Here is a 13,132-nt window from a genome sequence, read left to right as displayed (position 1 = left end):
CTTCCCCTTATGCCTGAGCTGTATCTAAAACGGTATGGTGTTCTACCGTAAAACGATTGAGATAGTGCGGCCCGCCGGCTTTAGGGCCGGTACCTGAAAGACCTTGTCCGCCGAAAGGTTGAACCCCAACAACAGCGCCGACTTGATCTCGGTTGATATATATGTTGCCAGCTTTTACGCGCTGTGCAATATGCTTGGCTGTCGTTTCGTTGCGTGAATGCACCCCTAAAGTGAGGCCGAAACCTGTTGCATTAATGCGATCGATAACCGAATCCAGCTCTTTCGCTTTATAGCGGACTACGTGAAGAATAGGGCCAAACTGCTCTTCGGTAAGCTGATCGATAGAATCGATAACAAATGCAGTTGGAGCAACAAACGTTCCTTTTTCAGCGTACGCCGGTAAAGGAGACTCTGCAATGAGTGTCGCTTCTTGTTTGAGGCGTGCGATATGGTTAAGTAAGCCGCTTTGCGCTTCACGGTCAATAACTGGACCTATATCGGTTTTGTGCTGCTCAGGCAGACCTACAGAGCGTTCTTGCATGGCACCTTTGATCATTGGGATGATTCGATCAGCTACATCCTGTTGTACAAACAGCACTCGAAGCGCAGAACAACGTTGGCCGGCTGATGCAAATGCGGATCGAACCACATCACGTACCACTTGCTCAGGCAAAGATGTAGAGTCAATAATCATTGCGTTTTGACCGCCGGTCTCAGCGATAAATGGCACAGGCGCTGCGTCACGTGTTGCTAAAGCGGCGTTAATTAAACGAGCTGTATCAGTGGAGCCGGTGAAGGCAACGCCAGCTACACGGCTATCGGAGGTCAGCGGTGCACCTACTGTCGCACCATCACCCGGCATAAACTGAATAGCTCCGGCTGGAATGCCAGCTTCAAGCATGAGTTCAATAGCACGAAATGCAATAAGACCTGTTTGCTCTGCAGGTTTAGCAATAACCGTGTTGCCTGCGGCTAAGGCTGCAGTAACTTGGCCTAAAAATATCGCTAACGGGAAGTTCCAAGGCGAAATGCACACGAATACGCCGCGTCCTTTACGAGTCATCTGAACGGTGCGTTGATCATGGCGAGTAAAGCTGACGGGAGCGCTCATGTTTTTGCGTGCTTGGACAGCATAATAACGGCAGAAATCAACAGCCTCGCGGACTTCATCAATACTGTCTTGGATTGTTTTGCCGGCTTCACGATGACAAAGAGCCATGAACTCGCCGTAGTTTTCTTCCAATAAATCAGCTAGTTTTTCTAACGCCGTTGCGCGCTCATTCACTGGCGTATCACGCCATGCAGGGTAGGCTTGGGCGGCGGTGTTCAGAGCATCATTAACCAAATCAGCATTAGCCCATCCGATGCTGCCTACGGTTTCGCTGTGGTCGTATGGCGCTAGAACAGATTTAATGTCCACGTTTTCGGTTATTAATTGGCCATTGATAAGAGGGCCAGCCTTCCATTGTGTCTGCATGAAAGGCTTAATGCGATCGCTAAACGTTGACCACTCGTGCTCAATTTCGATGTTGAAGCCTTGTGAGTTACGACGCTCATCACCGTAAAGGTCAGCTGGTAACGGAATGTGAGGATTAGCCAGTGGTGAACGACCCGCAAGGACGTCTGCGGGATGGTGAACAAGGTCCTCAATAGGGCAGCGAGCGTCCACCAAACGGTGAACAAATGAGCTGTTGGCTCCGTTTTCAAGTAAACGGCGTACGAGGTAAGGAAGCAAGTCTTTATGGCTACCTACCGGTGCGTATATGCGTACGTTTACATCGTTTTGTTTGATTACAGTGTTGTATAGAGCATCGCCCATGCCATGAAGTCGTTGGAACTCAAAATCTGAGTGTTGGGCAATTTGAGTAATGGCCGCTACTGTGTGGGCATTATGGCTGGCAAACTGCGGGAAGATATTCCCACGAACAGGTTCACTCAATAGGAAGCGCGCACAAGCTAGGTAAGACGTGTCAGTCGCTTCTTTGCGAGTATAAACCGGGTAACCGCTAAGGCCGCGCTGTTGGCAGTTTTTAATTTCAGTATCCCAGTAAGCGCCTTTAACCAGACGCAGAGGAATACAGTCTCCTTGCTGTTTGGCAAGGGCTGCTAACCAAGCGAGGACCGGTAGCGCGCGTTTTGAGTAGGCTTGGACTACTAAGCCAAACTGACCCCAGCCGCGGGTGTCTGGGTGTTCGTATAGTGATTTGAATAAGTGCAAAGACAGCTCTAGACGATCGGCTTCTTCTGCATCAATGGTGATACCCACATTAAGCGATCGCGCATGGCGAATAAGCCCAAGTAGTTGTTCACGCATTTCTCCCATCACACGCTCACTTTGTCCTACCTCGTAGCGAGGGTGCAGGGCAGAAAGCTTAATAGAAATGGTTGGGCTAGGAGAGTTGCTGCCTTGGTAGCCGTCGTTACCGACAGCCGTAATGGCTTTCATGTAATCGTCGAAGTACTTATTTGCATCTTGCTGTGTTAAAGCTGCTTCGCCTAGCATATCAAACGAGTAGGTGTAGCCTTTGTCACGAAAGCCGTGGCCGCGTTTAAGGGCTTCTTTCATGTTGCGACCTAATACAAATTGGTGCCCCATGATCTTCATCGCCTGATTCATGGCTTTACGAATTACAGGCTCGGATACGCGGTTAACAAGGCGATTGATGACATTGGAAGGCGTGCCGTCTTCATTTTCATCCATTGTTACGACTTTTCCTGTGACTAATAAGCCCCAGGTCGATGCGTTTACAAATAGGGAATCTGAGTTGCTAAGGTGTTTTTTCCAGTCGGCAACAGATAGTTTGTCGCGGATCAGCGCATCAGCCGTATCCGCGTCAGGAATGCGCATCAAAGCCTCAGCCAAGCACATGAGAAGGATACCTTCATGTGTATCTAGACTATATTCCAGTAGTAAAGCGTCGATCATGTGGATGGCATCGTCATCCTTACGAACTTGCTGGATCAGCTGTGTAGCCGCTGTTGTTGTATTTTGGCGTTCCTGCTCGGTAGGGGTGGCCAAGGGCAACAGCTCTTGTAACCAAGTTGACTCGTCGACCGAGTAAAGCGGTGATATAAGTGACCAAATAGCCGATAGTGGCTGGTCGATAAAACCGGGCGTTAAGACATCAATAGCCTTGAACATAGGTATGCTCTCCTAAAACACAACACAGGCCGTTCGCAAAATGCGGAGTAACCTAAAACATGATTGTTTCACTTTAGGGACAACATGTAGTTTTCGTCTTGCGAAAAACTACGGAGCTTTTGTGAAAAACTACACGAGGGTTGGTTTTGCCCCGCTTTTAAGGAACTTTTTTGATTTGATGTCGCATATGCGATCTAAAATGCGACTTTATGCAGATCAAAACGGGGTTATTTGCTATTATGCGCTGCTTTCGCGATTGGCCTCGCTTATCGCACTACTATAGATCACTAGATTAAACTGGGTTTTCTTACTATGCAGCCGAAAGTTGCCATCATCATGGGTTCCAAAAGTGATTGGGAAACGATGAAAAATGCGTCTGATATTTTAGACCTATTGCAGGTTCCTTATCATGTCGAAGTAGTCTCTGCTCACCGCACGCCTGATAAATTATTTTCGTTTTCGGCTGCTGCTGTGGATGATGGCTATCAAGTTATCATAGCCGGGGCTGGCGGTGCGGCGCACCTACCGGGCATGGTGGCTTCTAAAACTCGTTTGCCGGTTTTGGGTGTTCCTGTTCAAAGTAAAGCGTTGAGCGGTATGGATAGCCTGTTATCTATTGTGCAAATGCCCAAGGGTATAGCGGTAGGTACGCTGGCGATCGGTACAGCAGGTGCATTCAATGCGGGCTTGCTCGCGGCGCAAATTTTAGCGAACCAAGACGCGGAGCTTGCTGCTCGTTTAGATAGCTTCCGTCACGAACAAACTGAAACCATTTTAGATAATCCGGATCCTCGGGAAGCGTAGTTGTTATGAAAAAAGTGTGGGTTCTTGGCGCTGGGCAATTAGGCGCGATGATGAAACATGCCGGTTTGCCGCTTAATGTTGACGTAGAAGCTGTTGCATTTGACGCGCCTAAGGTAAGTCTTGGCTCTGACGATGCCGTAACAGCAGAGATTGAATTGTGGCCCCAGTCGGCTGTAACTGATCAGCTATCGGCGCATCCAAACTTTGTTAACAAAGATGTCTTTCCTCGCTTGGCTGACCGTTATACACAAAAGCAGTTGCTGGATGAGCTTTCCATTGCTACGGCACCTTGGCGTGTCGTTGAAGCAGAAACAACGGCTGCTAGCTTGTACTCAGCCTTAGGCGATACGGTTCTATTGAAGCGCCGAACAGGTGGCTATGACGGGCGCGGGCAATATTGGTTAAAGAATGCTGAGTCCACTCAAGTTCCAGAAGATTTTCTAAATCAATCGATCGCCGAGCAGAAAATACCATTTGATGAAGAGGTGTCGTTAGTTGGCGCGCGCGATAAAGATGGTAACCTATTCTTTTACCCCTTAACGCTAAACCTGCACTTAGATGGCATTCTTATGGCATCGGTCTCTCCGCTCTCGCGTTTAGCTCAGTTACAGCCTGTGGCGGAGTCTATGCTCGGTAAGCTACTTACCTCGCTAAATTATGTGGGCGTAATGGCAATGGAGTGCTTCCGGGTTGGGGATCAGTTAATGGTCAATGAGCTGGCTCCTCGTGTTCATAATAGTGGCCATTGGACTCAAGCAGGAGCGTCAATTAGCCAGTTTGAATACCATGTGCGCGCTGTAGCGGGTTTGACGTTGGCACCTGCACGTATCAAAGCCCAAACGGTTATGATTAACTTGATTGGCGTTGAGCGTAATGATGGTTGGTTGGGTGTTGAAGGTGCTGAGCTGTATTGGTACGGAAAGGAAGTAAGAGCAGGTCGTAAATTGGGACATATTAATGTGTGTGCACCCAAGCAATCTGATTTGTGTGCTTCTTTACACCAGTTATCGAGCTTGTTACCAGAACCATACCCGACAGTCTTTGAATGGGTTGATCGCAATCTATCGTCGTCCGATAAATAACAAACGTTTGGTGATAGCCGTATTCATCTAAACAGCGTTGATCATTAAGAGTTAAGAGTGCTGGCTTGTTATGTGTCAGTGCTCTTTTACAAGCTTTCTACAGCGTGCCGGTGTTATAGCAAAATAATCTCTAAAGGCGTGGGTAAATGCGCTTTGGCTGCTAAAACCACTATGTTCAGCCGCTCTCATTACCGTCCATCCTTCCTCAAGTTTCTGTCGCGCGTATTCTAAACGTTTTTGTAGAACATATTGATGTGGTGTGATGTTAAAGGCTTCTTTAAATCGGCTGTGGAAATGGCTGGGGCTTAAAAACACTAAAGCGGCTAGTTCAGAAATTGATATTTTACGATGCATGTTCATCGCGATGTACTGATCTAAAGCGGTTTTGTCTATCGCCGATTGGCTGTTCCGCGGCCGAGGTGTGTTCATGAAATTATGCATTGATAGCAGTAATGCTTGTCCGCATGCCTGAAGAAGAGGAGATTCGGGCGGGGTGACAGCCATTTCTCGACAAATAGATTGCAGTAGCACCTTACGTTGAGTATCGAGCGTGAAATAAGACGGCGCATTGAATAAGCGCGAAATAGGATCGATAAGTCCAGCGTCGAGTTTGTCTGTTGGGATATTAATAACAACAATTCGATTGTCACCCATGCCGCAAAAAGCATGGTCAGTAGATGAAGGTACTAAACAACCGTGACCAAGCTTGACGTGTTGACCACGACCCTGGATATCAAATTCAGTATCACCTTCAAGACCAAACACCAGTTGGTGGTATTGATGGTCATGATGGTTTGCTGTCTCTGGTAATGTGAGTAGTTTAGTATCAGCGATTGGCATAGTTATTTTAGTATAAGCTGGTTTGGTTAATAATTATACAATCATCGAAACAAGTATCATTTATGCTAGGTGATTGTTTGCCTTAAAGCTATCGGTATTCGTTATTTTGTTGACTAACCTAATTGATAATTCAGTTAGGACGAATTGCGGCGCATTTTTGTGAAGAAATCGGTAGAATAGCTCGCCAGAATCCGAACTTGATGATGGCTGACATTGATTATGGCTGAACCACAAACGACAGTACAAGCGCCACTAAAAAACGATCGATTTCTGCGTGCTTTACTACGCGAATCTGTTGATGTAACTCCCGTATGGATGATGCGCCAAGCAGGGCGATACCTTCCTGAATACCGTGCGACCCGAGCTCAAGCTGGCGATTTCTTAAGCTTATGTAAGAATCGTGAGTTGGCTTGTGAGGTGACACTACAGCCCCTTGAGCGTTTTGATTTAGATGCTGCAATCCTATTTTCGGATATTTTAACAATTCCTGATGCTATGGATTTGGGTTTGTATTTTGAGCAGGGCGAAGGGCCGCGCTTTAAAAAGATCATCCGCACAGAAAAAGATGTGTCTGATATCGTCGTTCCAAATGCGGAAGTCGATTTGGATTATGTAATGAACGCCGTCACAGAAATACGTGGCGCGTTAAACGGTAGGGTTCCTCTTATAGGCTTTTCTGGCAGCCCTTGGACGCTGGCGACCTATATGGTTGAGGGCGGTTCTTCGAAGGATTTCCGTCATATTAAAAAAATGATGTATGCCGAGCCCGACGTGTTAAATGCACTGCTGGATAAACTTGCGCAATCGGTAACGACTTATCTAAACGCGCAGATTCGTGCAGGTGCTCAAGCGGTCCAGATTTTTGATACATGGGGCGGCGTATTGAGTCGTGAAATGTATCAACAGTTTTCGCTGGCTTATATGGAGCGCATTGTCGCTGGCCTGATACGAGAACATGAAGGCCGCAAAGTGCCAGTGATTATGTTCACTAAGAATGGCGGTCAGTGGTTGGAGTCTATGGCAGCTGCTAAGCCTGATGCACTAGGTGTTGATTGGACGACAGATATTGGTGAGGCTCGCCAGCGTGTTGGTGGTCAAGTGGCCTTGCAGGGCAATATGGACCCTAGCGTATTGTATGCATCTCCTGAGCGTATCCGGGCAGAAGTGGCTGATATTCTAGAGCGCTTTGGGCCGGGGAATGGTCAAGTTTTTAACTTGGGTCATGGTATTCATCAGTTTGCCGATCCGGATCATGCAAAGGTGTTTGTGGATGCTGTGCATGAGCTCAGTGCTAAGTACCATGCCTGAGAGCAGTTGAAATAACGAATGATTTAAAAGGGCGCTTCGAGCGTCCTTTTTTGTGGATAGACGAGTAAGCAGATCTATATACCCATGTGTTGCCTCTTTTATATTAAACTCATTAAATGAGTTTAAAAGCTGTATGGATATACATATTTTTAGCGTTTCTTATGCTAAAGTTTTGTTAATTAAGTAATGTTCATAAAATATTTAGGTAGGTAGTAGGCTTTATGGCTAAAACCAAAACCGCGTATGTTTGCACCGAGTGTGGTGCTGATTACTCAAAGTGGCAAGGTCAGTGCACAGCATGCCAAGCATGGAATACATTAACCGAAATGCGTTTGGGCGCCGCAGAAAAAAGCGCGGCTGCTAAACCTCGCTTTGATGGGTATGCGGGCAAGACCAGTGGGCGAGTGCAAAGCTTAAGTGAAGTGAACTTGGCCGAAATGCCGCGTATGTCCACAGGGTCTAATGAGCTTGATCGGGTACTAGGTGGAGGTTTGGTTCAAGGCTCGGCAGTATTAATGGGAGGGCATCCCGGAGCCGGTAAAAGCACGCTTTTGTTGCAAATTATGTGTTACCTTGCTGAAAAAATGCCGGCGCTTTACATAACCGGTGAGGAGTCATTGCAGCAGGTGGCAATGCGGGCGCATCGTCTAGGCTTAAAAGCGGATCAGCTCAAAATGTTATCGGAAACCAGTGTGGAGTCGATAACACAGGTGGCTTCTGAACTGCAGCCAAAAGTGATCGTCATTGATTCTATCCAAGTTATGCATATGGCAGAGATCTCGTCAGCTCCGGGCTCCGTTGCGCAAGTAAGGGAATCGGCGGCGGATTTGACGCGCTATGCGAAGCAAACGGGTACGGTTTTATTTTTAGTAGGGCACGTTACTAAAGACGGCTCGCTAGCAGGGCCAAAAGTGCTGGAACATATGATTGACTGCTCGCTGCAGCTGGAAGGCTCGTCGGATAGTCGGTTTAGGACGCTACGGTCACATAAAAATCGCTTTGGCGCTGTGAACGAGTTAGGTGTATTTGCCATGCTTGAAACAGGCTTGAAAGAGGTGAAGAACCCAAGCTCGATTTTTCTTAATCGTGGTGAAAAGCCAAGCCCAGGCAGTGTAGTGATGGTGGTGTGGGAAGGAACTCGCCCTTTACTGGTTGAGATTCAAGCCTTAGTAGATGAGTCGCATATGAATAACCCTCGCCGAGTTGCCGTGGGGTTAGAAGCTAATCGGTTGGCGATGTTGCTAGCTGTGTTGCATCGTCATGGCGGTATGCATATGGGAGATCAGGATGTTTTCGTCAACGTCGTAGGTGGCGTGAAGGTGCTTGAAACCAGTGCCGATTTAGCCTTGTTGCTGGCGGTTGTTTCGAGTTATCGCGATCGCGCCTTACCTCAAGACTTGATGGTATTTGGGGAAGTTGGCTTGTCGGGGGAGATCCGTCCTGTTCCTAATGGCCAAGAGCGTATTAGAGAGGCGGCCAAACATGGCTTTACAAGGGCTATTGTTCCTAAAGGCAATGCACCGAAAGAAAAAATTCCTGGCTTGGAAGTGGTCGGCGTCTCGCGATTAGAAGAAGCGCTAGATGCTATTTAAGTACGATAGCTGATCCCGACAAAGTGCTGGCATAAAAGAGCTAGACCCGTTTGTTATTCTTGAGCCACTAAATTTTCTAATTCGCGTTCTAGCAAAGATGGATCGCCTAAGTTGAGCTCGACCAATCGGCGCAAGTAGGCGATGCTTTCCAGTTCCATGGTGCCAGCTTGGAATGCGATGCACCGAGCCGTTAAATGATTGACTGTAACGGGCATTTCGATCCGGGTTTCGCCTGAATCGAGCTGTATAATCAGTAAGCCTTTATCGTCGACTTTTAGCTCAGGTAGGTGTTCTGATTCGGCTAATACGCCTTTAAAGCTAATGTCATTGATTTTAAGTGGGGCTTTGACAGTATCAGAATAAAACATACAGTCGCCATCAAAGTGAATGCGAGCGAATCGACGGCGTTCAGTAGTAGGGGTGGTCACAGCAGCCTCCGTAGGCCAATAGGCCAGTTTCATAAACTCTATTTATGATAGTCAATTTTCTGTAAAAATGTGGCGTGAAATTACAGAAAATAAAAAGCCCCTAAACGGGGCTTTATTGTGTAACTAGTTGATGCGCTTGTATTTAATGCGCTCTGGCTGGTGGTCTTTGCCGAAACGCTTTTTAAAGTCTTCAGCGTACTCAGTGTAGTTGCCATCAAAGAAAGTGACTTGAGAATCGCCTTCGTACGCTAGCATATGCGTACATACGCGGTCTAAGAACCAGCGGTCATGCGAGATCACAACGGCACAACCTGGGAACGCTAGCAGCGCTTCTTCTAGTGCACGCAGCGTTTCTACATCCAAATCGTTGGTTGGCTCATCGAGTAGTAAAACGTTGCCACCTTCTTTTAGTAGCTTGGCTAGGTGCAGTCGGTTACGTTCACCACCTGATAGATCGCCCACTCGTTTTTGCTGGTCGGAGCCTTTGAAGTTGAAACGACCGCAATAGGCGCGTGATGATGTTTGGTAGTTGCCGATTGTGATGATGTCTTGACCGTCTGACAGCTCTTGCCATACGGTGTTATTTCCATCGAGCTCACGCATTTGGTCAACATAAGCCAGCTTGACTGTGCTGCCTAGAACAACTTCGCCGCTATCAGGCTTTTCTTCGCCGGCAATCATTTTAAATAACGTTGATTTACCCGCACCGTTACCGCCAATAACACCAACAATAGCTCCTTGAGGGATGCTAACATTCATGTTTTCTATCAGTAACTTGTCGCCGTAGGCTTTGCTTACGTTATTGATTTCTATGACTTTGTCACCCAAACGAGGTCCTGGCGGAATATAGATCTCTTGTGTTTCGTTCCGCTCTTGGAATTCGCGAGAATTCATTTCTTCAAACTGTTTTAAGCGCGCTTTAGATTTTGCTTGGCGGCCTTTCTGCCCTTGGCGTACCCAATCAAGCTCGGATTTAACGGCTTTTTGGTGTGCGGCTTCCTGTTTGCTTTCTTGAGCTAAACGGTTTTCTTTTTGCTCAAGCCAAGATGAATAGTTGCCTTCATAAGGAATGCCGTGTCCACGGTCTAGCTCTAAGATCCAGCCAGCTGCATTATCGAGGAAATAACGGTCATGGGTAATGGCCACAACAGTGCCCGTATACTCTTGTAAGAAGCGTTCAATCCACGCTATGGACTCAGCATCCAAGTGGTTGGTCGGCTCATCAAGTAGCAGCATGTCAGGTTTTTCAAGTAATAAGCGACATAGCGCTACACGGCGACGTTCACCACCGGATAAGTGCTCAACTTTAGCTTCCCAAGGTGGTAGGCGCATGGCATCTGCTGCGCGCTCTAAAGAAAGATCAAGGTTATTACCATCTTTAGCGGTAATGAGGTTTTCAAGTGTTTCTTGTTTCTTGGCTAGTGCTTCAAAATCGGCATCAGGCTCTGCGTAGGCCGCATACACCTGATCGAGCTCAGCCATAGCATTTTTAACATCGCTTACTGCTTCTTCGATAATTTCGCGAACTGTTTTGCTGTCATCTAGCTGCGGTTCTTGAGGTAAATAACCTACGTTCAAATCTGGCATGGGACGCGCTTCGCCGATGAAATCGGTATCTACGCCCGCCATAATTTTTAGAAGGGTTGATTTACCCGAACCATTTAAGCCGAGCACGCCAATTTTGGCGCCAGGGAAGAAGGATAAAGAAATATCTTTGAGAATTTGACGCTTAGGCGGAACAATCTTGCCTAAGCGATTCATTGTATAAACGTACTGTGCCATAAGCCCTCAGCGGTGATGTTCGATCAATTGCCGCTGATTTTAACCTTGCAGCGTGGCGATTGCTAATCTCGTCACGCTTTCGGGGAGCTTATTTGTGCTAACGCTGTGATTTACGCTTTGCTGTGTTGGCTATTTGTTGGTGTTGTTTCAACAAAACGCTTTTCTAAGTAACGAATAATGTCAGAGGACTCATACATCCAGCTAACGCTACCGTCATCATTTGTTATCCGTAAACAAGGGACTTTGATGCGGCCACCTTCCTTTTCTAGCTCTTCTCGATACATGCTGTTGTTTTTGGCGTCACGTAATTCGATATTAAGGCTGAAACGTTTCATTGAGCGACGAACTTTGACGCAGAAAGGACAGGCATGGAATTGGTAGAGTGCTAGCATGCGTGTCTGTTGATCTACTTGAGCTTGTGCATCAGGGGATCGTTTAATACCACGTGGTGTCGTAATAAAATCGATAAAGAGGATGAGATTACCTAGAAACCAACGAACAAAGCGCATTTTGGATACCTATATTTAAGGGTGTCGATAAAGTAAACGCGCGGAGTTTATCACGGTTCGGAACTTTTCCGCACAGTCTAACGATGATCTGCTCAAAATATGAATGCAGTTTGTTGAAACGTGATCGAGTTTCAAGTGTGTTTTCTTCTGCTTTAGGCGTATAATTAACGACCTTTTTTTGAAAGCCCGTCCTATATCGGGTAAGACCTACATCTTAGGGGATAGCTATGTTTAGCAAAGATATGTCAATTGCCGACTTTGACGCCGATCTGTGGTCAGCGATGCAATCAGAAACGACGCGTCAGGAAGAGCACATCGAACTGATCGCATCTGAAAACTACACCAGCCCTCGTGTGATGGAAGCGCAAGGTTCTGCTCTGACGAACAAATACGCTGAAGGCTATCCTAACAAGCGTTATTACGGTGGCTGTGAGTATGTTGATATTGTTGAGCAGCTAGCCATTGATCGTGCTTGCGAATTGTTCGGCGCAACTTATGCTAATGTTCAGCCGCATTCTGGCTCACAAGCTAACGCGGCTGTTTATATGGCGTTGTGTAAAGCAGGCGATACTATTTTAGGTATGAGCTTGGCACATGGCGGCCACTTAACTCATGGTGCATCGGTTTCTTTCTCTGGGCGTATCTACAACGCAGTTCAGTACGGTCTAAATCCTGATACGGGTGAAATTGACTACGCCGAAGTTGAGCGTTTAGCGGTTGAGCATAAGCCAAAAATGATTGTGGCTGGTTTCTCTGCGTATTCTCGTATTGTGGACTGGGCTAAATTCCGTGAAATCGCTGATAAAGTAGGTGCTTTCCTATTCGTTGATATGGCACACATTGCAGGTTTAGTGGCGGCGGGCGTGTACCCATCTCCAATGGATCATGCGCACGTGGTGACTACAACGACGCATAAAACATTAGGTGGTCCACGTGGCGGTTTGATCTTATCTAAGCTAGCTGATGAAGATCTGCAGAAAAAATTAAACTTTGCGGTATTCCCTGAATCGCAAGGTGGCCCACTCATGCACGTTATTGCTGCTAAAGCCGTTTGCTTCAAAGAAGCAATGGAGCCTGAGTGGAAAGCATACCAAGCGCAAGTGGTTAAAAACGCACAAGCGATGGCTGAGACATTTATGTCTCGTGGTATTAACATCGTTTCAAATGGCACTGAAGACCACCTTTTCTTGGTCGATTTGATCGACAAAGAGTTCTCGGGTAAAGATGCCGATGCTGCGTTAGGTCGCGCAAATATTACCGTGAATAAAAACTCGGTACCTAATGACCCGCGCTCTCCATTTGTGACATCGGGTATTCGCATTGGTACACCTGCGGTGACACGTCGCGGCTTTAAAGAGGAAGAAGTGGCCCAGTTAACTAATTGGATCTGCGATATCCTTGATGACATCAACAACGAAGACGTTATTGCACGTGTTAAAGGCCAGGTTGTTGATATCTGCGCGCGTTTCCCGGTTTATAAATAACGCGTAAATCGGTAGAATGCGCAGGGCGGCTCATTGAGTCGCCCTTTTTGTCGTTATGACAAAATTACATCGCTCTTTATTTAGGACAACTAATCAAGGCTGAACGTATTTTTGCAATACCAGTCTACTAGTGTCCACGCTCTTTACTGACAGGAACACGC

Annotated in this window: 10 protein-coding genes; 5 read left to right on the top strand and 5 right to left on the bottom strand. The window is 46.9% G+C overall.

The window, feature by feature from the left end; all coding sequences use genetic code 11:
- Positions 1 to 7: 7 nt before the first annotated feature.
- On the bottom strand, positions 8 to 3,142 hold the full coding sequence (putA, locus tag OW491_RS12915; RefSeq protein WP_290036367.1) for a bifunctional proline dehydrogenase/L-glutamate gamma-semialdehyde dehydrogenase PutA: 3,135 nt from the start codon (positions 3,140 to 3,142) through the stop codon (positions 8 to 10).
- 312 nt (positions 3,143 to 3,454) lie between these two features.
- Between putA and purE the strand changes: the two genes are divergently transcribed.
- Positions 3,455 to 3,946 carry a 5-(carboxyamino)imidazole ribonucleotide mutase gene (gene purE / locus OW491_RS12910; RefSeq protein ID WP_075171090.1) on the top strand — a complete coding sequence of 164 codons (492 nt, stop codon included), beginning with the start codon at positions 3,455 to 3,457 and terminating at the stop codon, positions 3,944 to 3,946.
- A gap of 5 nt (positions 3,947 to 3,951) precedes the next feature.
- The gene (gene purK / locus OW491_RS12905; RefSeq protein WP_290036366.1) at positions 3,952 to 5,028 is read left to right on the top strand and encodes a 5-(carboxyamino)imidazole ribonucleotide synthase; all 1,077 of its coding nucleotides are present in this window, start codon (positions 3,952 to 3,954) and stop codon (positions 5,026 to 5,028) included.
- A 75-nt stretch (positions 5,029 to 5,103) separates the two neighbouring features.
- Here the strand turns inward: purK and OW491_RS12900 are convergent, their stop codons facing one another.
- The gene (locus OW491_RS12900) at positions 5,104 to 5,868 is read right to left on the bottom strand and encodes an AraC family transcriptional regulator (RefSeq protein ID WP_290036365.1); all 765 of its coding nucleotides are present in this window, start codon (positions 5,866 to 5,868) and stop codon (positions 5,104 to 5,106) included.
- 219 nt (positions 5,869 to 6,087) lie between these two features.
- On the opposite strand from OW491_RS12900, the gene hemE reads away from it, so the two are divergent.
- Both hemE and radA read left to right on the top strand, forming a co-directional pair.
- Entirely contained in the window at positions 6,088 to 7,176 is a 1,089-nt protein-coding gene (gene hemE / locus OW491_RS12895) for a uroporphyrinogen decarboxylase (RefSeq protein WP_290036363.1), read from the top strand.
- A 221-nt stretch (positions 7,177 to 7,397) separates the two neighbouring features.
- Entirely contained in the window at positions 7,398 to 8,768 is a 1,371-nt protein-coding gene (gene radA / locus OW491_RS12890) for a DNA repair protein RadA (protein WP_290036361.1), read from the top strand.
- A 53-nt stretch (positions 8,769 to 8,821) separates the two neighbouring features.
- Here radA and OW491_RS12885 read toward each other — a convergent pair whose 3' ends face one another.
- The 3 genes from OW491_RS12885 to OW491_RS12875 all read right to left on the bottom strand — a co-directional run bounded on the left by OW491_RS12885 (position 8,822) and on the right by OW491_RS12875 (position 11,487).
- Positions 8,822 to 9,196 (bottom strand): PilZ domain-containing protein, encoded by a 375-nt coding sequence (locus OW491_RS12885; protein ID WP_290036360.1) that lies wholly within the window; start codon positions 9,194 to 9,196, stop codon positions 8,822 to 8,824.
- Positions 9,197 to 9,319: 123 nt separating this feature from the next.
- Positions 9,320 to 10,978, bottom strand: a complete 1,659-nt coding sequence (gene ettA, locus OW491_RS12880; RefSeq protein ID WP_290036358.1) for an energy-dependent translational throttle protein EttA — start codon at positions 10,976 to 10,978, stop codon at positions 9,320 to 9,322.
- 110 nt (positions 10,979 to 11,088) lie between these two features.
- The gene (locus tag OW491_RS12875) at positions 11,089 to 11,487 is read right to left on the bottom strand and encodes a glutathione S-transferase N-terminal domain-containing protein (protein WP_075179173.1); all 399 of its coding nucleotides are present in this window, start codon (positions 11,485 to 11,487) and stop codon (positions 11,089 to 11,091) included.
- A 227-nt stretch (positions 11,488 to 11,714) separates the two neighbouring features.
- Here OW491_RS12875 and glyA point away from each other — a divergent pair, with 227 nt between their 5' ends.
- Entirely contained in the window at positions 11,715 to 12,971 is a 1,257-nt protein-coding gene (gene glyA, locus OW491_RS12870; protein WP_290036355.1) for a serine hydroxymethyltransferase, read from the top strand.
- Positions 12,972 to 13,132 lie beyond the last annotated feature (161 nt).

The sequence above is a fragment of the Neptunomonas sp. CHC150 genome (assembly GCF_030397555.1).
Lineage (GTDB): Bacteria > Pseudomonadota > Gammaproteobacteria > Pseudomonadales > Balneatricaceae > Neptunomonas > Neptunomonas phycophila.
This window is presented reverse-complemented; position numbering and strand designations above follow the sequence as displayed.

Excerpts from the sequence above, each read along its gene's own strand:
- putA (WP_290036367.1), bottom strand. The coding sequence starts at position 3,142 with ATGTTCAAGGCTATTGATGTCTTAACGCCCGGTTTTATCGACCAGCCA.
- purE (WP_075171090.1), top strand. The coding sequence starts at position 3,455 with ATGCAGCCGAAAGTTGCCATCATCATGGGTTCCAAAAGTGATTGGGAA.
- purK (WP_290036366.1), top strand. The coding sequence starts at position 3,952 with ATGAAAAAAGTGTGGGTTCTTGGCGCTGGGCAATTAGGCGCGATGATG.
- OW491_RS12900 (WP_290036365.1), bottom strand. The coding sequence starts at position 5,868 with ATGCCAATCGCTGATACTAAACTACTCACATTACCAGAGACAGCAAAC.
- hemE (WP_290036363.1), top strand. The coding sequence starts at position 6,088 with ATGGCTGAACCACAAACGACAGTACAAGCGCCACTAAAAAACGATCGA.
- radA (WP_290036361.1), top strand. The coding sequence starts at position 7,398 with ATGGCTAAAACCAAAACCGCGTATGTTTGCACCGAGTGTGGTGCTGAT.
- ettA (WP_290036358.1), bottom strand. The coding sequence starts at position 10,978 with ATGGCACAGTACGTTTATACAATGAATCGCTTAGGCAAGATTGTTCCG.
- OW491_RS12875 (WP_075179173.1), bottom strand. The coding sequence starts at position 11,487 with ATGCGCTTTGTTCGTTGGTTTCTAGGTAATCTCATCCTCTTTATCGAT.
- glyA (WP_290036355.1), top strand. The coding sequence starts at position 11,715 with ATGTTTAGCAAAGATATGTCAATTGCCGACTTTGACGCCGATCTGTGG.